General features: G+C 50.2%; 16 protein-coding genes. 5 read left to right on the forward strand and 11 right to left on the reverse strand.

All coding sequences use genetic code 11. The features are described 5' to 3' along the window. The first annotated feature begins 12 nt into the window (after positions 1–12). The 3 genes from SPIRS_RS08845 (at position 13) to SPIRS_RS08855 (ending at position 3,537) form a co-directional block, all read left to right on the forward strand. Complete coding sequence (locus SPIRS_RS08845) at positions 13–1,326, forward strand: ABC transporter substrate-binding protein (protein ID WP_013254340.1); 1,314 nt, start codon at positions 13–15, stop codon at positions 1,324–1,326. 65 nt (positions 1,327–1,391) lie between these two features. Then, on the forward strand, positions 1,392–2,846 hold the full coding sequence (locus SPIRS_RS08850) for a sensor histidine kinase (protein ID WP_013254341.1): 1,455 nt from the start codon (positions 1,392–1,394) through the stop codon (positions 2,844–2,846). Then, positions 2,839–3,537, forward strand: coding sequence for a response regulator transcription factor (locus SPIRS_RS08855; protein WP_013254342.1), 699 nt, complete (start codon positions 2,839–2,841; stop codon positions 3,535–3,537). The genes SPIRS_RS08850 and SPIRS_RS08855 overlap by 8 nt, the downstream gene beginning before the upstream one ends. A 15-nt stretch (positions 3,538–3,552) precedes the next feature. Here SPIRS_RS08855 and galE read toward each other — a convergent pair whose 3' ends face one another. The 3 genes from galE to SPIRS_RS08870 are packed head-to-tail and all read right to left on the reverse strand — an operon-like array spanning position 3,553 to position 6,580. Continuing rightward, the gene (galE, locus tag SPIRS_RS08860; RefSeq protein WP_013254343.1) at positions 3,553–4,566 is read right to left on the reverse strand and encodes a UDP-glucose 4-epimerase GalE; all 1,014 of its coding nucleotides are present in this window, start codon (positions 4,564–4,566) and stop codon (positions 3,553–3,555) included. Next, positions 4,563–5,684, reverse strand: a complete 1,122-nt coding sequence (locus SPIRS_RS08865) for a phosphotransferase enzyme family protein (RefSeq protein WP_013254344.1) — start codon at positions 5,682–5,684, stop codon at positions 4,563–4,565. Before SPIRS_RS08865 ends, galE begins: the two co-directional genes overlap by 4 nt. After that, positions 5,681–6,580 (reverse strand): nucleotidyltransferase family protein, encoded by a 900-nt coding sequence (locus SPIRS_RS08870; protein ID WP_013254345.1) that lies wholly within the window; start codon positions 6,578–6,580, stop codon positions 5,681–5,683. Before SPIRS_RS08870 ends, SPIRS_RS08865 begins: the two co-directional genes overlap by 4 nt. Before the next feature lie 74 nt (positions 6,581–6,654). On the opposite strand from SPIRS_RS08870, the gene SPIRS_RS08875 reads away from it, so the two are divergent. Then, positions 6,655–7,533: a PocR ligand-binding domain-containing protein gene (locus SPIRS_RS08875; RefSeq protein WP_013254346.1), complete on the forward strand. Its 879-nt coding sequence runs from the start codon at positions 6,655–6,657 to the stop codon at positions 7,531–7,533. A gap of 92 nt (positions 7,534–7,625) precedes the next feature. Beyond that, entirely contained in the window at positions 7,626–9,020 is a 1,395-nt protein-coding gene (locus SPIRS_RS08880) for a tetratricopeptide repeat protein (RefSeq protein WP_013254347.1), read from the forward strand. On the opposite strand, the gene SPIRS_RS08885 is transcribed toward SPIRS_RS08880, so the two are convergent. From SPIRS_RS08885 to SPIRS_RS08920, 8 genes are read right to left on the reverse strand one after another with little or no spacing between them, the layout of a single operon-like run. Next, on the reverse strand, positions 9,001–11,853 hold the full coding sequence (locus SPIRS_RS08885; protein ID WP_013254348.1) for an efflux RND transporter permease subunit: 2,853 nt from the start codon (positions 11,851–11,853) through the stop codon (positions 9,001–9,003). The genes SPIRS_RS08880 and SPIRS_RS08885 overlap by 20 nt on opposite strands. Beyond that, complete coding sequence (locus SPIRS_RS08890) at positions 11,840–14,887, reverse strand: efflux RND transporter permease subunit (protein ID WP_245537740.1); 3,048 nt, start codon at positions 14,885–14,887, stop codon at positions 11,840–11,842. Before SPIRS_RS08890 ends, SPIRS_RS08885 begins: the two co-directional genes overlap by 14 nt. Beyond that, on the reverse strand, positions 14,821–16,239 hold the full coding sequence (locus tag SPIRS_RS08895) for an Ig-like domain-containing protein (RefSeq protein ID WP_013254350.1): 1,419 nt from the start codon (positions 16,237–16,239) through the stop codon (positions 14,821–14,823). Before SPIRS_RS08895 ends, SPIRS_RS08890 begins: the two co-directional genes overlap by 67 nt. Beyond that, the gene (locus SPIRS_RS08900) at positions 16,236–17,720 is read right to left on the reverse strand and encodes an Ig-like domain-containing protein (RefSeq protein ID WP_049784610.1); all 1,485 of its coding nucleotides are present in this window, start codon (positions 17,718–17,720) and stop codon (positions 16,236–16,238) included. The genes SPIRS_RS08895 and SPIRS_RS08900 overlap by 4 nt, the downstream gene beginning before the upstream one ends. Beyond that, positions 17,717–19,069 (reverse strand): efflux RND transporter periplasmic adaptor subunit, encoded by a 1,353-nt coding sequence (locus SPIRS_RS08905; RefSeq protein WP_013254352.1) that lies wholly within the window; start codon positions 19,067–19,069, stop codon positions 17,717–17,719. Before SPIRS_RS08905 ends, SPIRS_RS08900 begins: the two co-directional genes overlap by 4 nt. Next, positions 19,066–20,460, reverse strand: coding sequence for a TolC family protein (locus SPIRS_RS08910; RefSeq protein WP_013254353.1), 1,395 nt, complete (start codon positions 20,458–20,460; stop codon positions 19,066–19,068). Before SPIRS_RS08910 ends, SPIRS_RS08905 begins: the two co-directional genes overlap by 4 nt. Further along, positions 20,457–20,918, reverse strand: coding sequence for a hypothetical protein (locus tag SPIRS_RS08915; protein WP_013254354.1), 462 nt, complete (start codon positions 20,916–20,918; stop codon positions 20,457–20,459). Before SPIRS_RS08915 ends, SPIRS_RS08910 begins: the two co-directional genes overlap by 4 nt. Further along, positions 20,915–21,598, reverse strand: a complete 684-nt coding sequence (locus SPIRS_RS08920) for a tetratricopeptide repeat protein (protein WP_245537741.1) — start codon at positions 21,596–21,598, stop codon at positions 20,915–20,917. Before SPIRS_RS08920 ends, SPIRS_RS08915 begins: the two co-directional genes overlap by 4 nt. Positions 21,599–21,772: the final 174 nt, after the last annotated feature.

The raw sequence follows: 21,772 nt of genomic DNA on the forward strand, positions 1-21,772 counted from the left end.
GGAGGTTTGAAAATGAGAAAGAGGTTGTCGATTCTTGCCTTGATCGCTCTGACGCTCCTCGGCTCTTTGTATGCCGGAGGAACGCAGGAGGGAGCTTCTGACGGTTCTATCGAGTATGTATCGATGTGGAACGCCGGAGAGCCCCAGGCGATCTTCATGGAAACAATGGCAAAGCAATTTGAAGAGGAGACTGGCATCAAGGTTGATATAACCTTTGCCGGTCGGGATGTCCTTACGAAAATACGGAGTCGCCTGTTGATGCAGGATGCCCCCGACCTGATCGATCAGGACTTTAGTGAACTTTCCGGTGCACTGCTCAAGGATGACAACGTCCTGGTGGAACCCCTCAATGATTTTCTTTACAAAACAGAGGGGCCCGAGGGGCAAAAACAGATGATGGATCTTTTTGATGAGCATCTGGTGAAGCTGTATGCAAAGGATGATTCGATCTACTTTTTCCCATACGAATTTATCACCTCCGGTTTCTTCTACGACAAGACCCTTTTCGCCGAACATGGCCTTGCCTCACCTGAAAATTGGAAAGAATTTATCGATATCAATCAGCAGCTTACAAGCGCCGGTGTCCCTGCTCTCGCTCTTGACGGGAATATCTCATTTTACAATGCCTACTACTACTATTGGGCGCTTACCAGGGTCATGGGTCCCGGCCATTTAAAAGATGCTGCGGCTGATGCCAGTGGAAAGGTCTGGGATGATCCCGGATACCTAAGCGCCGCCAGGATGGTGTATGAATTGAGTGCAGGTGGAAAGAATTTTTTCCAGCCGGGCTATGCGGGAAGCAACTATCCTGCCGCCCAGGCTGACTGGGCCCTGAACAAGTCGGGCTCTATTCTTTGCGGTACCTGGATCCCATCCGAGACAAAGGAACAGCAAGTCGACGGTTTTGAGGTCGGCTTTTATCCCTTTCCCGAGGTTTCAGGAGGCAAAGGATCAAGCGCCGATGTCGAAGCCTACCTGATCGGCTTTGCCATTCCCACGGGAGCGAAAAACATCGAGGGAGCCAAGGCCTTCATGAAGTATATCAGCAGAAAGGAAAATGCCGAAAAACTGGCACACGATACCATCAATATCGCGGCTCGGAGAGATGCCTCCTACCCGGATCTTCTTACCGAGGTAAAACCGGTAGTGGAGCATGCCGAGAATTTCCACGTCTCCTATGACGGCGCCATGCAGCTTTACCCAGAGTGGTTTGCCAATGTATTTTATCCCGCTGATAACGATCTCGTTTTCGGAAAAATCACTCCGGAAGCCTTTATCGCAAGGATGAAGAGTGAGACGGCAAGGTATTGGGAAAGTAAGAAATAGACACTGATTCGGCAAGGAGCTCTCAGAGCTTTCCGAGGGCTCCTTTTCTGATATGATGAACGGCAATGATCTATCTGATTCCTGTCTATCTGATTTTTTCTCTTATTGTGACCATACGGCAAAAAAAGGATTCCAGCCTTTTATGGTTTCTATTAATGCCGATTGGTTTTTCTCTTGCTCTTTTCGGTCTCATTCTTTTTACCGAATACGTCTCCTTCGCCAATTTCATCGAAAATCCTCTTTTGATAAGCAGCAATCTCTTCATCTGGAAGTTGAACTACTATCTTGATCTCTCAATCTTCGGCATGTACCGCCTCATGGATGTCGGCATAGCCTTGTATATGCTCGGTGCGATAGGTTTTCCCCTTTCTCAGCACCCCCGCCGGGGGCTTCTGCGCAAGGGAAGCTTTATTGTTGCCGTACCGGCATTGCTCATCCTTCTTGCCGATCCGGGGATCCTTCAACACGTATTCGAGCCCGATTCGGTCTTTCAGGGAATGCAGGAGATCCTGAGCGGCTTGAACATTCTCAATCGTCTGTTGAATATTCTGGTGAAGGCGGCCTTGATCACCAGTCTGGTTCTTTCGCTTTGGATATACTCGAAAACGCCGAAGCCTTTCAGAAAACGATCGGAACTGATTATCCTCGGGCTTGTTCCGATACATGTTTTGGTTTTTGTTCTCTTTTATTGGTTTCCGAGCCATTCGATCCATATATGGCGCTTGTCGACGGTAAAACTCATCAGTCTTCCGTATACTCGTTTTACCGCGTCGCTTATTTTTGTGCTTTCCTTTTTTTCGCTTGGTGTCTTAATCTATATCAGCATTGTCTATAACAGTTTTGCCCTGAATGATCAGCGCCATCAAATCGGCTTTAAGGCGAGGATGAAGACCGCCGGCAGCGGCCTTAAGATTTTTACTCACTCGATCAAGAACCAGTTTATTGCGGTGAAGCTCCTTGCAGAGCAGGGCCTTGTACAGGAAGCAGGCCAGCAGCAGTTGCAAGGTATCCATGCAATCTGCGAAAAGACTATCGCAAGGCTCAATGCCCTTCCCGTACTTCCCGACCGTATTGCCTTAACATATTCGCATCTTACCACCTCTTCACTGCTTGGACGGATCGAAAAGGAGTATCCCGATATTGTTGTTCGTAATACAGTTCCGGCGGCGAAGATGGTGGTAGACGAGCATTATTTCATCGAGGTCCTGCGGAATCTCATCATAAACAGTAAGGAGGCTGTCAGGGGCGTGGAAATCCCCTACATCATTATGTACTGTAGCCGCCAGTTGGACTATCTTGTTATTTCCGTCGAGGACAACGGTTGCGGCATCGACCGCGCCAGGCAGAAGCATGTTTTCGAGCCCTTTTATTCTACGAAGCCTTCAATCACCAATTGGGGAATGGGACTTGCGTTTTCCCAGCAGCTTGTAGAGTCGTTCGGGGGAACGATGCGCCTCGAAAGTATGCCGGATATTTTTACTAAGGTCGAAATATATATCCCGGAGGCTTCAGATGAATGATAAAAAATCAATTACCTGTATTGTCGCCGAAGATTTTCCCGAACTCAATAACATCTATCAAAGTATTCTTAATCATGAGCCTGATATTCGGGTGGTTGCTTCCGTAACCAGCGGGCGGGAACTCCTTTGTGCAGTGGAACAATACCTGCCCGATGTGATCTTGATGGATATTGAGATGGAAAGTCCGACCGCCGGAATAGATTACTGCCGGCAGATCAGTCGTTCCTATCCCGATATTCGGATCGTCATTCTTACCTGCCATGAAGAAGAGGAGCGGGTGTTATCTGCCTTTGAGGCTGGGGCTGTCGACTATCTTCTCAAAACGGATTCTATGTCCGATATCATCATTGCCATAAAGAAGGCGTACAAGCACAGTTCTCCCATTCACAGCTATGCGGCCCAGATGCTTAGAAAGCAGATGCGGGCGATGGGGCATTATAAGGAAGAGCTTCAAAAGTTTACGATGGCCTTTATGACACTCACTCCTGCCGAGGTAGGGATCCTCAAATTATTACTCGACGGCTATAAACAAAAGGAGATTGCAAAGTATAAACATGTCGAACTGGTGACGGTAAAGAGTCACGTCACCAGAATTCTAAGAAAATTCTCCCTTCGCAGGACCAGTGAGGTTGTTGAAATGATTCGTTCCCTCGATGCTCAGGAGTTTGTCAGGCAGTCGAAGTCGGTATAGCCGATAGCTTCGAACCTACGAACGGTAGCCCTTTGGATTTTTGGACTGCCAGTTCCAGGCCGATGCCACCATCTCTTCAAGCCCGTATTCGGCCTTCCAGCCAAGCTCTTTGTTTGCGCGACTCGGGTCTCCCAAAACTTCGGCAACATCCCCGTCTCTTCGGGGACCGATAACATAGGGAATCGGTTTGCCGCATGCTTTTTCAAAGGCCTTGATGATTTCGAGGACAGAGTAGCCCCTTCCCGTTCCGATATTAAAGATTGCGTTTCCTTCGGACCCTTCAAGATAGCGCAGAGCGGCGGTATGAGCCCGGGCCAGATCGACCACGTGGATATAGTCTCTGACACCGGTTCCGTCCGGAGTCGGCCAATCGTCGCCGAAGACCACAACCTTTTCTCTAATTCCCGCGGCAACCTGTGAAACAAAGGGAACAAGGTTATTCGGATATGCGGGATCCTCTCCTATATCACCGGACGGGTGTGCACCCACAGGATTAAAATAGCGGAGGATAACACTTTTCCAGCCTTCTGCCCTTGCCGTGTCGGTAAGGATCTGTTCCATCATCACCTTGGTCCAACCGTAGGGATTGGTTGCACTGACGGGAGCATCTTCGGTGACCGGAACCTTCTCGGGATCACCGTACACCGTTGCCGAGGAACTGAAGACAATGTTTTTGACTCCGAAAGCCTTCATCATCGCAAAAAGGGAGAGGGAACCGGTGAGGTTGTTATCATAATAGCGCAAGGGTTCCTGTACCGATTCTCCGACAGCCTTCAGGGCCGCAAAGTGGATAACGGCATCAATGGGGCCTTCTTGTTCGAAAACCCTTCGCAGGGCAGCCTCGTCGCGCAGGTCGCATTGGTAAAAAGGAATGGCCCGAGAGGCAAGTGCTTCGACGCGACGTACCGACTCCTTACTGGCATTCACCAAAGAGTCTACGATGACCGGCTGGTAACCGGAGGCTATGCATTCGATGTTGGTATGGCTGGCAATGTAACCAGCACCGCCTGTTATTAATATCTTTTTCATGATGGTTGTATCCCTTCATAGCAGGATTCCACGATCTCTTCAAGTAGGTTCCTCTGTTCCTGCATCGATTGAACAAGCTTCATCTGGGTTCTGCACCGTACCAGATTGTGGTCGGGCGAGGATATCTTGAAATATCGATCGCCTTCGAGGTAGTCGGTGAGGAAGCGAAGGCCGACCTCGTAGGTCATCAATTTGGCCCCAAAGAGAAGATTCGACCGCTCTTCGGGCAGGAGAAAACCATATGTTGCTTCAAGATAGCCCTGGGTAATGGCCTTGAATAGTTCGGGAATAAGACAGACCTTTGAAAGATCACGTTCATCCTCTGCGGCGGGAGAGGTTGAGGTGCGCACCAGATCGCCGAAGTCGTAGGGAGCAAGACCGGGCATTGCCGTATCCAGATCGATGACGCAGACCGCTTCGTTTGTCTGGGTATCGATCAACACATTGTTTAATTTCGTATCGTTATGGGTAACCCGCTCCGGGATACGGCCTGATGCATTGAGATCCGTAAGCCGGGAAACCTGATCTGCAAAGGAGCGGTAGAAATCGATTTCCCCGGCTGCCGAATCTTTCCTTTTCAATGGATCTTCTTGTAAGAGCTCCTCAAAACGCCGGAAGCGGCTTGGGGTATTGTGAAAGTCTTTGATGGTTTCGTGAAGACGCTTGCCAGGAAGCTCGGTAAGGAGCTGCTGAAATGCTCCAAAGGCTTTTGCCGCCTGATATGCCTGGTCCCGGTTCTCCACGATATCGTATCCGACCGCTCCTTCGATAAAGAGATAAAGCCGCCAGATTTCCCCCTCATCGTCGCAGTAATAGGCCTTTCCGTCGCGACTGAGAACGGTGGTCAGGGACCTTCTCGATGCATCCGGTCTGCCGACTTCCTGTAGCCGCTTCTGACTCTCGACACAGATACGGTGGACATTCTCCATCAACTTCATTGGCTCATGGAACACATGGCTGTTGATCCGCTGCAAAATATAGCGTAGCGGCCTTCCCGCCTGATCTACGCTTACCGCATAGGTATCATTAATATGACCGTTTCCGTAGGGGTGTGCTTCGACAAAATCCCCAAGAATCCGGAAATTTGCACATACGTTTGCAAGGGCTTCTCTATTCATCGCTGTCTCCACAATGTTTCAGGATATGTTCCCGTCCGTATTGCCGCTGCTATTGCCTGCATAACCGCGTTTTTGTCCTCGGCATAGGTTACCCCATACCACCGCTCCTCCGTTTCTACGAGAGGTATCTTTGCACCCTGTTTTGCTATGAGGGCTTCGACAATGTCGGGGATGAAGAATTCCGCCTTTTCTTCGTTTCGATGTTGTACAAGAAATTGCGAAAAAAGCGCTTTTGCAAAGGAGAAGATGGGAGGAGAAAAGAGCCACATATTCATCGAGACCATTGTCTCTTCGGGGATTTCCTCTCCCTTCCCGTCGACCACGATTCCGGACGCGGCCCGCTGCAGTCCGAGGGTTTCGGTGATTGAGGTGAGGTAGCCGCCCTCGCTCCGACAGATGCCGCGGGCCACCGTACCGTTGGCCGAAAGGGTATGTTTCAGGCGATAGGCTATCAAAGCAGCCTGAAGCCTTTGATTGTCGATTCCTTCAAGCCGCCTTGCGGCACTGGCAAAAGCCGACGGGCCGTAATAATCATCTGCATTAATGATGAGAAATGGCTCGGTGACTTCGGCCGCAGCCGAAATGAGGGCGTGGCCGGTTCCCCATGGCTTGTTCCGCTGCACAGTCCCCTTGTAGGGCTCGGGAATATCATCGGTTTCCTGGAATACGTATGCGACTTCCAGAGTCCCTTCAAGCTTACGTATGATCTGCTCTTCAAAGGCCTTCGCGATGTCCCGTCGTATAATGAATACCACCTTTGAGAAGCCAGCCCTTACCGCATCAAACAGAGAATAATCCATAATCGTTTCGCCGTTGGGTCCGATACCGTCCAGTTGTTTTAATCCCCCGTATCGGGACCCCATACCGGCAGCCATAATAACAAGTGTTTTTTTCACCTTCGTTTACACTCCGTGCCAAGAAGCATAAAGCCATTTCAGAAAAGAAATACATATACGTTTTGACAAATAATATGGACAAAACAACAATTATCCATCACATTTTATCTATGCAGACCATTTCGGAAATGCTATTTACCGATGAGATGTTTCAGATCTTCGATCATATCTCCAAGGCTTTCGGTTTTCGTACTTCGGTCCTTGATAATACCTTTTTAGAGGTTGCCCCCCTTCGCCGAAGTCCGCTGTGCCGCTACTGCACCATCATTCAGGAGGATTTGGGGATGCTCGATCGCTGCCGGGAAAACGACCGAAAGCAGTGCCTCCTTGCAGCTTCTACCGGAAAAACCCTATTCTATCAATGTCATGCCGGCCTTGCCGAGGCTCTCTACCCCCTTTTTATTGAGGATCGCTGCTTTGGTTATATCATCGTCGGCCAGTTTCGCCTGGAGTCGGGAATTCCCGATCTGCTGCTTTCGGAGGTCCGCGATCGGAAACTGCGGAAAGGGATGGAGCAGGCGTATGAAAGCCTGCCTTCCTATAACAGCGAACAGTTGAAAAGTATTCTCCGCCTGATCGAGATCACGACAAGCTATCTGATAGAACACCGCATGGTAACGGTAAAGACAAATCTCCTCGTCGAGAAGCTTCTTTCCTTTATCGAGTCGAACCTGGCCGCCGGACCAGCCATGGCTGATGCTGCGGCAGCGGTCCATCGTTCCCCTTCTTCGATCAACCAGGCCCTGCATGCGGTTACCGGAAAAAGCTTCAAACAGCTTCTTGTCTCCATGAGGATGGAGAAGGCTGCCGAACTGCTTTTACGCGAGGCCTCCCTTTCTGTTGCGGAGGTCGGCTGCCGTGTCGGCATGGATGATCCCTTTTATTTTTCCCGCCTGTTTCGTAAAAACTTCGGCTGTTCTCCCTCCTGCTATCGCAAAAGAGCCCGAGCGTAAAATCTTTGATTGTGTGCTATACTCGTTGAAGGGCAGAATCCGTTTCTGCCGTGTTAATAATGTTCATCGGTTTAATGTATAAGGAGATCCAAGTGAAAACACGCTATGTACTGCTATTCCTTTCTCTTATCCTTGTTTCATGCTCTGCCTCCTTCGATAAGGATTTTGAAGCGGCAATGGGGCGGGAATCGGGCCCTGAGGTACTAAATGCCCTTCTTGCGCTTGACCAGAGTTATCCTGAAACATTGAAGGTTAAGGTAAACATCGGTGCACTCTACCTCTTATTGGGGCAGTATGAGCGGGCGGCCGTCTATCTTGAACAGGGCAAAAAGCTCGACCGCTGGTATGGAAATAAAAAAACCCGTTACCTCTTGTACGCAAATCTTGCCGAATTGTACTATGCTCAGGCCTCCTATCAGCAAGCGATAGATGCCGGCAGCAAGGCCCTTGAGCTGGATGAGAGCGATTCGGTGGGGGCCGCGTTTGTCCGGGCCAAGGCGCTTGCCGCTTTAGAGGAGTATGAACAGGCCCTCACGGCCTTCGATACCGCTATTGAAAGCCATCCCGACTTGATGAATAAAACAGACCATGAGATCCTCATAAGCACGCTTATCAAGACGGAAAGCTATGAACGACTTATTACCGAGATCGGTACCTATGCGGCGACTTTCGGCTATAGCCCCGGCCTCGGACTCCATGAGTCCATGGCGTATCAGCGCCTCGGCCGGGTCGAGGAGTCTCTTTTTGCCGCCTTTAAAGAACTTGAGTACCGAAGGTTCTATGGCATAGTGAGTGAAGAAGAGCTCTCCTCAAGTCTGGATGCCATGTCGACGGCACTGTCTGCTTCAGATCTTGAAACCGATGAGGGAAAACGGCTCATCGCGGCTTTCCATTCCTATCTTGCGGGGGATTACGGCAAGGCCTACGAGATGCTTCATCTGACGAAAGCCGATACGAGCTTTGCCACATATCTTGTGTTGGCCACCTTACTGGAATCCGGCGAGGAGATACAAGAGAACTTCTCCGCTTACGCCGATCTCGAGCAATACTTTTCCGATCTTCCCGGCTATTATTACCATGCCTGGCGGGCCTTGGAGCGTTTACCCTCCACCAGCTTCGCTAACGTACAGCCGCTTTTGGAGAAAACAATTCAGCTTGCACCGGCGACCGGCTTTGCACGGGAGGCGCGGATTCAGCTTGGACGTTTGGTGGGAATAGAAGGGCCTGAGGCCGCTTTGATCCTTACCAAGGAAGAGAGCAACATCCTCTTTTCCCGGGCCCTGTCCACCGGGGACCCCTCCTATCTTGTACCCCTCATCAAGTTGCAGGAGACAAATGAAAATATCTATCAGCTTCATGCCTATCTTCGATTGACCGAGGCTCTCAAATACGAAGCATTTCGTCGTTTCTGTTCTGCTCAGCAGCCGCAGCTTGGTCCCCTTGCTACAGAGCGCATGGCAAGCCTTCTCATCGTCTATGGGAAGTAGGCCTGTGAGAAATGGGGAAGAGGGCGAAAAACGAAAGATAGAGAAACAGCATTGATGCACCGACCCCGAGGGCGATGGTGAGGGAAAAAGAAGCCAATATGGCCTGACTCTGGTTCCCTTTGAAAAGGAGTGGAATGATGCCCGCAATGGTTGTCAGGCTGCTGATGATGATCGACGGTGATTTTTTTCTCAGTGCCAAACCGATAGTACGGCCGTTTTTTTCTATTCCCTTGAGTTCGTTGAGCACCAGAACGCCGTTATTAACGGCAATCCCACCTACGAGAATCAGACCAATCAGGGCTGCACTGTCGACAGCCCTGTGGCTAAGGAAAAAATAGATGAGGGGCAGTGAAAAGGAGAGGGGAATTTGCAGCATGCACAAGAGTGTGCTGGTGATCTTTTCAAAATGAAACATGAGTACGATGAAGACACAGGCTGTCGACAGTACGAGGACCAGGATGAGTTGTTGCTGCTGCCTTGCCGTTTCAAGATAGTAGGGGGCAACATATGAGCGATAGCCGGTTGGGTAGTCGCTTGCATCGGAGAGCAGTCTGAGATGTTCTATCGCATCTTTTATTGCATCCCGGGGAACCGACACCGACATGGTTGCGCTTCGTTCCCTTCCGAAATGATAGATGTTTCCCGTCTCCTGCCGTTTATCAAGCGTAGCAATGCTATCGACTCTTGTGTAGCTTCCGTTTCCAAGAGGAACCGTCATCGAAAGTAACTGCTTTGTGGAATATCCTCCCGCCTGCGAGGCAAAGAAACGGATATCGGCATATCCCTGAGGCAAAAGCGGCGTATACCATTTCCCTGTCACAGGGCCGGAAAGGGAACTGAAGAGGTAATTGTAGAGCGAAATCGGCAGGGTTGAGGAAAGGGTAAGGTAATCACTGTCGAAGCTTAGGTAGTTTGTCGGCAGGACCTCTTTATAGTGAAAAACAATATCGTCATATCCGAGTTCCGCCTGGATCCTTTTGGCAAGATCTGCGTTTATGGCCTTCAAACGTTCCGTCTCCGGGCCAGTGGTGATGATCGACAGGCTTTGATCCTCAGCACCCTTTTCGGGAAAATAGAGGAAAGCCTCAGGTATGGCCCGTGTCACGTTCTGTATGGCGGACCGTACGGAATAGTGGTCACCGCCGGGGACAAGGTGTACGCTTGCCTCGACACGTTCCGGTTTGAGGGTTGCACTAAAAAATTTCACCCCCGCTATCGAAGAAATCCGTGAGAGTGGGCCGGATGCCCTGCTTTGTACCATATCGAGGTTCGCCCCCGGGGGAAATTCGAGATAAAAGCGAAAGCTTTCTTGTTCCGCCGGATCTGATTCTTGTATCTGCATACCCGCGGCCAGATAAAAAACGGCCAGGCAGATAAGCGGCAGAGCGATGATAACGGGGAGACGAATCCTGCTGATTATGGCATGGCCCTTCATAGGGGAGCTCTTTTCCTCAATCTTTACCTGGTTTCCCTTATCGCCCTCCATCGAAGCCAGGAGATCGGGGAGAATGAAAAAAACGTAGAGCATTGAGGCCGTGATCATCATCGAAATTGACAGGGCAATTCCCGCGTAAGCCGTTTGCAGGCTATGCGGGGCAAAAATCAGCGGGAGAAAGACCGATATGGTCGATATCCCGGAGACAAGAATGGAATAGCGGCTGTAATGGGACTCATCTTCCACAAAAACGACTCCCGCATCTATCACCATACCCGTTCCTACGGCAAGGCCCGATAGGGTCATGATGTCCAGGGAAAAGCCGAAAACCTTCAGGCCCGCGATGGTGATGACCAGGGAAAAAGGGATATTGAGACAAATAAGTAAGGCTGGGGCCGCTCTTTTAAGAATCAACATGGTCAAAAGGGATACGGCCAAGATGCCTATCCCTATGTTGATTGCCACCTGCTTGAGCGCCGACTCGATATGTGCCCCATGATCATAGACGATGGTGGCATTGGGGATCGCTTTCGACGCCTCCCGAAGTCCTGCACATAGCCGGACGCTGTTCGCATCACCGGCCTTGGATACCGAGACGAGAATAGATGCCTTACCGTTGAAAAGGGCAAGGGATTTCCGCGGAGTCTGATCAAGGCTGATGTCGGCGACATCACCTATCCTGAGGTTTCTGCCGACCGGGAGTTGCGCTATATCCGAAATAGACCTCACCCTGCTGTCGACGATTGCCGGCAGATGATTTGCGACGTTCCATGAGCGAATCAAATTCCACGATCCGAGGGCATTGTTCAGATCGGAAAGGGTAAGCCCGCAATGGGCCAGCAGCCACGGAGAAAAGCGTATTTGTACCTCTTTTTGCGGGGCTCCACCGATCTCGACCCTTCCCGTTCCCTCAACGTTTTCGAATCGGGTACGTAGTTCCTCTTCGGAGATATCCTGATCGTAGTCGACAGCGAGAATAAAAACAGGCCTGGACTTCATATCGCTTTTCAGAAGCACCGGACGTTGTACCCCCTCGGGCAGGCTTGCATAAAGCCTTTCTGTGACATCCCTGACCAGAAGGTAGGAACGGTCAAGTTGAGCGGTATCATGGAAAAAAATCGTGATTGTTGCCGATTCTTGTTCGCAGACGGAACTGATCCGTTTTATTCCCGGGATGGATTGCAGTTCGTTTTCAAGGGGAGATGTTATGAGCCTCTCGATCTGCTCCTGGAAGACGCCCTTATACTCAATTTGTACGGATATTGCCTTCATACCGGATTCGGGGAGATAGCCCAGATCGATTGATCTTGAAAAGATCAGACTAAGCAGCATGAGCGTAATCAAAAGAAAGAGTTTTCGTTTCGGATGTAGGCTTCTTGGGCTATTATCGGTTTCCATGTTTTGTTACGTAATCAAGGGCGGGAAAGATTAACAGCGAAAGCACTGTTCCTATGAGCAGTCCTCCAATTACGGAAGTTGCGGTATGGGCCTGCAGGGTCGCTTCGGGAGAGCCGTTGAGCATGAGGGGCAGCAGGGCGGTCACGGTTGTCGCCGTGGTGAGAAAGACCGGGCGTAAACGCCCTCCGGCCATGCGTATCAGCTCTTCCCTATTCCTGCTATGGAGAAAAGAGGCCTTGAGGATGATCGTCGTATTGATGGCGGTTCCAAAAAGAATCAGTATTCCTATCCCCGAATTGATATTCAGACTCCTTCCCGTTACGGTAAGAAAGAGAAAACTGCCGCATGCAGAGAGGGGGAGCACGATCATAAGCAACAAGGGGGCAGAGAATGATTCGAACTGTGCTCCGAGGAAAAGGTACATAAGGACCAAGGCGATTGCAAAGGTTCCGATAATGGCCCGCATACTCTCGGCAAAGCTGCTTTGATCTAAACGTTCCCTTTTTATCCCTGTTGTGGAGGATTGCCCTGTCTGCACTGTATTGTTGCCGTCCTTTACGAATAAAAGAATGCTTGGCACCCTGTTATAGCGGTACAGATCGCGCTGCTTTGGCAGACGTTCGAAACGCACCATGTTTCCGAGTTTGACAAAGCCATTCTGTGTCTGTAACGGTATCGCCTCGACTTGCCTCCTGGATAATCTGTCATATCCCGCTATCTGTACGCGGATATCGATCTCCTCATCCCGAAGCGTTATGGTGCCGACGAGTGAACCTTCGACAAGGCCCTTCAATGTCCCGGCAATTGCAGAGGGGGTGATTCCCGAATTTCTGCAAGCCAATTGATCGGGAACCAGGCGCAGTTCGGTGTAGCCCCCGGATTCTTCCAGACGAGGATCCGATTCCGGGGCCTCTTGCAGCAATTGGGACCTATAGGCCCGGGCCTCTTGCAGTACGTTTTCCCTTTCCCTGCCTGAAAACCTCAGACGAATTTCCTTCCCTTTGGAAAGCAGTCGCGAGATAGGATCAGAACTGTCGGGCCAGGAGAGTTTTCCGACAGAAAGTATCGCTGCCTCCCGCTCTATGTGCGCTTTGAGTATCGCTTCCCTTTGGTAGGTTTGTGGTGCATAAAAGAAAGTGAAGAATATGTCGTTCAAAGATGATTCTTTTTTTGCCCGCTCGAGAGGGTTATCCGCCTCGTATCCGGTATATGCATAGCCGCCGCTGATTCCTTCGGCCTCTCCTACCGCTTGTAAAAACCTCTCTGCCGCCGCCTCCACCCCATCAAAGGGGGTATCGGCCGGAAGCGACAGGGAAAGTTGAAGCCTTCCTTCCGGGACGGATGGCATCGTTTCTTTCGGCAGCACTTTAGCGAGGCCGAAGAGGGCGGCAAAGCTGATGATGATCAGAAGGATTATCATGAAGGGTCTTGCTATGAGGGCGTGCAGGAGCTTTCCGTATACGCTTTCCGCACGGTCAAAGATTTTTTTTGAGGATGATTCTTTTGTCTTCGGGGAAATCAGCACATAAAGGGCTGGTGTCAGGCTCATTGAAACCAGAAACGAGAAGATAAGAAGAAGCGAGATCGTGATTGCCAATTCCCGAAAAAGTATACCGATGATGCCGGGTACAAAAACAATCGGCAAAAAAACAAGGAGGGTCGTCATGGTTGAACCAAATGTAGAGGAACCCATTTCAAGGACCCCTTCTGCAATAGCGGCGTGATCGCGCCGACCCTGGATTCTTTCAAGTACAACAATACTGTTGTCCACAATCATACCGATACCGATGGCGATTCCCGTGAGTGACATCACATTCAGTGAAAGACCGAAAAGATACTGAAAAAAGAAAATGGGAATGATTGCCGCAGGTAAGGATGATAAGAGTATCACGGCCGAAGAGAGCGACCGTAGAAAAATCACCATGACGAGAAAGGCCGCAGCACTGCCAAGTATCAGCGAAATGGCAAGCTCCCTGAAGGCTGACCGAATTCTCTCCGCACCATCTTCCAGAAAAATGATTTCGATATCGTTTGCATAGTTTCGTCGAATATCCGTAAGTTCCCGGCGTAAGGTCCTTGATGCATTCAGGGTCCCTTCTTCCGGACTTGGCCAAAGAAAGGCACCTACGCAGGGCTCGCCATTATAGGAAAAAAAGGAGGTCCGCTCTGCGTGGCCCAGCCGCACCTCGGCTATCTCTCCTAATGAGAGAAAGCTTCCGCTTTCGACCGGAACCGCTATGCGTTGTAAGGCAGAAAGATCGACGGTATCGGTGCTTGCCTTGATCAGGTGTTCTTTCCCTCCCTCGTTTACTTTGCCGATGGGTAATTCAAAGACCGATGATGCAAGCAGAGATGGAACCTCGTTCAGCGCAAGCCCTGCTGCCGTACAGGTGTCGGGATCGAGCAGGACCTTAACCTCAGGGGAGGTAATACCACGCAGGCGTACCGTGCCAATGCCCTCGACCTGCATGAGACGCGTTTTCAGGTCGTATCGTATGGTCCTGTCGAGCTCCTGGATCGAAGTACCCTCTTTGGGGCGCAAAACTAAAATGAATAGTGCCTCGTTTTCCCCACGTTCGGTGAATACCAGGGGCTTTTCGATACCATGGGGAAGGTATGGATATGCCGAATCAATCTTTTCCCGCACCTCAAGGGCCGCTTTATAGCTATCGGTTCCCCATGAAAATCTCAGCAGGATGGAGCTGATCCCCTGGCGACTGAGGGACTCGAGTTCCTTGACCCCGGATACCCCGGAAAGGACATTCTCAAGGGGAACGGTGACCTGCCGCTCTATCTCCTCTGCCGAGATATTTTCGAATTCGCAGACAACTCTTACCTCAGGGAAGAGAATCGTCGGCAGATACTCGCCCTTAAGGCGGGGAAAGGAGACGACTCCGAAGAGTATCAGGGCGAGATAGAGCATGAGGGTCGACAGGGGGTGATCGAGGAACCAACGCAAAAACGATTTCACGGCGGCAGCACCTGCAAGGTAAGAAGGTAGTCGTCTTCCAGGTAGTTGTCGTAGCTGTCGCACAGGGAAGCTTCTATCCTGATTGTACAAATCGACGAGATGCCGGAAGCCATCTCAATAGAAGCGTCGACGTGAACGACCGACTCTGTAGCTCCGACATCGATGCTGTAGGAGGTGAAATCGAGGGATTGAAAGGCGGAAGAGGAGAGTGAGAATGCATCCATAAAAGATGAGGTGTCGACGACCGCCCCCTGGGCATGGTGCAGGTAGACATCGAAACGGGCACGGTCGCTATCGCTGATGGTAAGTATATCGTTGAGGTGCAATTCTACCGGTACGGGACTTGCCGTATCATTGATGAAGATGATCCTTGAAAGGCTTAAGGGGAGGCTGTGGGGCCCGTCGACGAGAAAACGATAGGTTGAATCGACGATGTTCAACTCATAGAGTTTGCCGTATTCCAGCTCCTCGTCGAAGATGATATGAAGAGTCGTATTATCAGAATTCCACGTATCATCATATGATATTGAAGGATTAACCGTGATGATGTCCCGCTTTTCATCCTCGGGGACCGCTGCGCTAAAGGTAACGAGAAGCTCATCCGCTTTTTCAATTCCCGTTGTATAGGCCGTATCTGCTATATCGTGAAGGAAAAATCCTCCGCTGATATCCTCAACCGATGAAATTTCATAGGTTCCCTTATCCCCGGCGGTAAAGCGAAAGAATGTTTCTTTTGTCATTTGATTTCCCGCCAGATCTCGGACTCCCTTTGAAATTTGTACCTCGTACTCTTCTCCCCTTTCATAGGGAACCAGGGGCGTAAAGGTTGCGCTTCGCTTGTCCGGGGACCATGATATGGTTCCCATGACTTCCGGCGAGATGGAGAAGTTGTCGATAAAACTGATCTCATCGATTCCTTCGCTGAATTCGATAAGAATAGCCGCATAGGGATCGGAAACAAGATCGCCTGCCTGGGGACTTGTTCCTGTTACAAAGGGAGGATCGATTTCTTCTCCGGTAAAAAACTGATGATTGACCTCATGCAGCAGGGAATTGCCGTAATCATCTTCCGCCTCGGTGGTGACGGTGACGGTATAGACATGGTTGGAGGTAATGCCGAGATAGGGAGTAAAGATGAGCCTGTCGGAAGCCCAGCTGAAGCTTCCCTCCAGTTGCTGATCATCCTGTGAGAATATGCAGGCAGCCTCTGTTTTCGGTCGGTCCATGGACGCAGAAAACCAGATGCTTATCCCCTGTACATCTGAGGGATCGGCATACCCTTCCGCCGGCGTTATAGAGCGCACCTCAGGGGCATCCATATGAAGGTAGTCGTCGATCATATGGCAGCCCGGGATAAGCAATGGAACGAGCACTGCAATGATAATTGCGGGAACCGGAAACGAGATGGCTTTCATGGCTTTGGCACCACCAGAAGCTGTTCGATGCTTTGCGAAAGGAAACTCCCTTCGTTATTGGCTATTCCCGATGATCCACCGGCAATGGTCATGAGATAGTAGTGTTCGCTGCTACTGGAAGAGCGGAAATTGGTATAGGTGGCGGTGAGGGTATAATCATCCTGCCAGGAGTATGCAGCGGGAGAGGGACTGCCGGATGAGGAGAAAATTTCGGCTATGGATATCTTTTCCTGCACGGCCGCTTTTTCTTCCACCTGCGCAAAGGGGCGGGAAAAGCGGAAGCGGAAGGTGTAGTCGAATGGAGAAGGCTCGGAGCTCCCGATACTCTGGGCCTGGCTGCTTGAGTATGAAGTGAGGCTGAAGGAGTTACCAGGGGCCACCCCCTCTATGGCTGAGAGTTCGAGAAGGGGAATATTGGGAGTAAATGTTTTCTTGACATCGATCCCCATGGGAATCTGATGTTTGTCTGTAACCTCTGCCTCTATTTCCAGCAGATATTCCTGGCTCATGGTGTATCCCTGTTCGGGAATGAAAACCAAGGCGTTGCGATCGGGATACGCTGCAGAAGGATCTGCGATCCAGAATGTGGTTCCGGGGCAATTGGGGGAGATGGAAAATCCCTCTTCCACCGAATCCTGGTCCATGGTCTCGGAAAATCCTATCCTGATTGCATCGTGGTAACGAAGGTCGTTGAGATCTTCGCTGAGAACGGCAAAAGGGGTGGCAGCTGCCCAGCTATTTTCTGCAACGCTTACATAGAGAATGGTGGGGGCATCGTCGTCATCGTCGACAAAAAAACTGAACTGGCTTTCCGCTGGATAGGGTACCCCCCTGCTGTCTATAAGATCTTCATCGATGGTGATGTGATACAAGGTGAGGTTTTCCCATTCATCCTCGGGAAAGATCAGAAGCAGCGTATCATCCTCTTGCCAGCTATGCCGATAGGCTATGGATGGAGTGATGTCCAGCCCCTCGGCCACACTTGTATCATCCATTGGGACGGAAAAACGAAAGGAAAGCTGGCTTTCTCCCGAAATAGTCGATCCGGGTGCAGGAATCATCTCTGTGATTGCAGGGACAGATCCCTCCTCTGCGGCATAAAAAAAGACAATCGTCTTACTGACCGTATATGTCCTTCCCTTATCATCCAGGAACCTTCCTGAAAAAACGAGACTGTAGCGCCTGCCCGGAATAAAACCTTCATCTGGAAGAAAGGAGACATTTCTTTTCTCCCAGCTATATCGCCCCTCGAGTTTCCCTTCAAAATCGGAGACGGAGAATATATCCTCAACGCTGTATTTGTCTACCCCGAAATCAAAGGAAATGGTGGGGAACTGACCCTCGGGAAGCAGGTCGTATGAACCTGAGGGAACGTATTCGATCTCATCATAATCGGGGAAAAAAAAGAGGTTGCAGGCCAATAGACCTCCCGACAGATAGATCAATAAGCAGGCTGGTAATAGGTGCCGGAGTCTCTTCATGGCAGAATCTCCACCTCCATGCCGTCCGAGAAATCGGCCCCGGGAGTGACTGCGACGATATCCCCCTGGCTTATTCCCGACGAAATAACGGCCCTATCATCTTCCTCTTTCGCTACCTCTATTTGGGTTTTAAACAGTCTCGAATTTCTGACCAGAAAAAGATACGTCCCCGTTTCCTCCTTGATGAGGGCCGAGACTGGTACGACAAGAGCGCTGTACGGTTCCCCTGTTTCGATGGTCAGACGAACGAACATGCCCGGTCGAAGGGACGAGACATCGTCGAGACGAATTTTTGCTGCCGTTGTTCTGCTTTCGGCGTTTGTATAGGGGGCGATGAAGTACAGTGTTCCCGTATAACACCTGTCGGATAGATCGCTACGAATTTCCACCCTTTGTCCCTTTTGTATAAGGCGGGTCTCCTGTTCCGGAATTTCCGCCTGAACAATGAGAGCGTTTTGTGAAAAGATGGTGAACAGGGGAGTCTCGGTGCTTGCTTTCTCTCCGAGGTAAATATTCTTTGCAGCGATAACCCCTTGTATGGGGGCGCGTATTTCCGAGCGGGATATAAGGAGGTTTACACTTTGAAGATTTGACCTGGCCGCATGCAGACGGGCCTCGGCAACGGTAAGCTCGGCCTGAAGGGTCCTGGTATTTACTTCGATCAAGACCTTGATCCGCTCCTCTTCCTCCTGCGGAACACTCAAGCCTGCTTGTGTAATATCGATGTCTCGAAAACCGATATTCTGGATGGCCAGCTCTCCTTCGGCCGTAAAAAGCTCGGTTTCCGCACTCTTTTTCTGAACCAGGAGGCTTTGGAGTTCTTCGGCCGTCACTCCTTCAATCTCAAAAAGCTGCTTCTTGTTCTCATAATTCCTGCTGACCTGTTCCAGCTCGGCCTTCAGTTGCTCGATCTTCGCTTCGGCATTTTTTATCGAGATGAATTTCGCCTCTATTTGTTTCTTTCCGTCTTCCAGCTGTTGCCTTGCCAACTCAACCGCTGCCTCTGCCGATACGATTTCTGCTTCCGCCTCGCTTTGCTTGATATCCAGCTCTTCAGTATCGATAAGCGCCAAAAGCTCACCCTTTGTAACACGATCTCCCTCATCAACCAACAAACGGACCACCGTCCCTTCCACCAGAGAGGAAACATCGGCCTTATCAAGGTAGGAAACGGTGCCGAACGAGGAAAATTCCGATCGGATCGTTTCCTCGTTAACCTCTGCAACCGATACCCGTTCAGTGACCTCCTCGTCGATTACTGTCGCCCTATCGGATGATTGCCGGGAACAAGAGGAGAGAACCAGGAGCAAAGCCGCGGCGGAAAGGGTGAAAAAACGGTTTAGGTTCATACAATAATCTCTTTTACCGTCTCTGCTATGCCCCTTACGCCGCAGGACTGAAGGAATGTCGCTTCCGAATTGTAGAGATCGACGAAACTTTCGATGAGCTTTGCCTCCTGTTGTGTAAGGGATACCTGCTCCTCGATAAGGTCGATTCGTGTTGCCTCTCCCAATTCAACCTCCTTTTGCAGGATGGAAATTTCTCTGCGGGAGATTTCCATCCGCCTTTGTGTGAGGGAGATCGTATTCATCTGATGATCGATATCGGTAAGGGCCTCTTCGATGTCGAATCGAAGATTTCGCTGGCGATCTTCGTAGGAAGAATAGCCTTTAGCCAGCTGCAGGGAGGCTTCACGCCCTGATATGAAGCCCTGCAGATTATCGAAAAGCTGAACGGAGGAGCTGTTTCCTATAGATCGTTCCTGTGGATTTGTCTTTCCCGCGCTCACATCTGTTTTGAACGGAAAAGCCGGAAGGTTGAAGGTAAAAACCATGCCGAGACTGTAACCGAATTCGGAAAGAGGAAGCTCTTCCCCCGACATTGAAAGCTCCAGTTCCGCATTGATTGATGGAATCCATGATCGTCTTGTCTGATCTCTTGTCGTCCTTGCATTTTCAAGCTGGATGAGCAGTTTTTGCAGGTCGCTGTTTTGATAGAGCGCAAGGCTTGCATATCGCTCGATCTCCTTTTCAAGATTTTTCCCCACAAGAAGAAAACCGTGGTAGTCGGGGTTTATCCTTCCCCTGATAGAGGGCAGGCTGTCCGGAGGAATTTCCAGGATTCTCGACAATTGAAAGATGTAACGCTTTTCATCCTGCCGGGTTGAGGCAAGGGAGAGGTCGATTTCTCCCAGCTGGGCCTCCATCTCAAGCAGATCAAGCTCGGTAATCATGCCGAGGCGATGCTCCTGCCGTGCAATGGTTATTTGTTTGAGGACGATCTCTCTTGTTGCCGATTGTATCTCCAGAATCCTCTTGTTTTTCAAGAGATTTGTGCAGATGGTGATTACCTGCAGGGCCAGCTGTTCTTTTATCTCATCGGTTTCTATGTCGCTAAGATAGAGCTGCGACCTCAGGTTCCTATACTGATAGGCGAGCTGCCCACCGTCGTAGAGCAGCTGATCGACGGAAAATGTCGCCTTTTTGATACGGGAATCCGCACTGTCGTAGCTTACCGAATCACTTTGGGAGTAATCGATTCCGAGACTTGGGAGAAAGTTCCTTTTCTGTATTGCAATCTTTGCCCTGGCAATTTCCCTGTCGATACTCCGGTAGTTGATCTCGTCACTTCGGGACAGGGCAAGCTCTATGGCTTCGTGGGGTGATATCGACGCTACTTCCTGGGCACAGAGCACGGGTGTCTGGAACATGCTGAAAAGAAGGGCCGCGAACACGATCATCGCACTACCGTTTTTACGCCTTTCCTTACGATTCGGTACAGATAGGAGGCTGATTCGATGGTATGTTCGGTCTCCTCGGAAAAGAAGTAGCGCCGCACGACTTTGCCGTTTGCCTGGTCCGTGAGTTGACAGCCGAGGGATACGGCATGGATTTTACGAAAATCCTTGACGATATCTCTTTGGTCGATCCTCAGATCCAAACGATATAGGGCTTCTTCTTCCTGCAGTGTATAGCGAGTTCCCAGTTCCATCAGCATTGCATCACGGGCCGTCTTTTCGGCCGGAGGCTTCTCTCCGGAAAACGAGAGTGCTATGGTTCCGGGATAGACGGTTACCTCTTCTTCGATAGGTGAGATTTTTTGAAGCTTCGAAATCGAGGAGGGATTGAACAGGGTGCTGCAGCCGCCGAAAAGCGGAAGCAGGAAAAAAAGAAGCAGGTATCGCGTTTTTGATTTCATTCGGTTTCCCCCGATTCGAGCGTTTTTATGATGGTATCGAGTGCAGGACGAAGCGAACTCTCAGGCCCCGTAAAATCAGCGGCCTTTTTGAATTGTCGCAGACTCGGTTCCCATAGGCCGAGACTCCGATAGAGCTCTCCCGTCTCTATATAGAGTTCCACCCCCCTTTGCAGGGAGGCCTCGGCACGGCTATAAGCCGTTAAGGCCTTATCGATGTGGCCGTCAGCCCGGTACGCCTTTGCCAGCAGAAACTGCAGTTCGTAATCCTCCGACGAAAGGGCCAGGGACTTCTGCACATACTCGATGGCTTTTTGCGGGTTGCCTGCGGCAAGATAACTTCGACAGAGCCATTTTACCGCATCGATGTGTTCGGGCCGCTTTTCGGCCACCTCTTCAAGGTAGGATATGGCCTCATCGGTTTCTCCAAGAAAAAAACAGCTTTTTCCGAGCATGACACTGTTCTGAAAAAAATGAGGGTAGTCATGATGAACAGATACGAAGATATCCCGGGCGGCGCGGTAGTCGCCGTTTTGATACTGCCGTTTTCCCTCGACATAACGCGTAGCTGCCTGTTCAGAAGGAACGGAAGGCGAACATGATGAGAAAAACAATAAGAGGAATCCGCATATACACAGGTACATTGCGGTTGATATAACCGAAAAACGACTTCTTCTTTTCAAAACATTCTCAAAAAAACATTAACGCTTCAAAATTATGAGTTGCAGTATATAATGATGAAATTTCGGCGTCAAGCGAAAGGGTGAAAAAGTTTTGACAGAAAAAATGTGTTACTACTATAATAGGATTGAATAAAATGGTCATGAAAAAGCGTGTATATAGATAAAGGTGGTATT

It is taken from the genome of Sediminispirochaeta smaragdinae DSM 11293 (assembly GCF_000143985.1).
Lineage (GTDB): Bacteria > Spirochaetota > Spirochaetia > DSM-16054 > Sediminispirochaetaceae > Sediminispirochaeta > Sediminispirochaeta smaragdinae.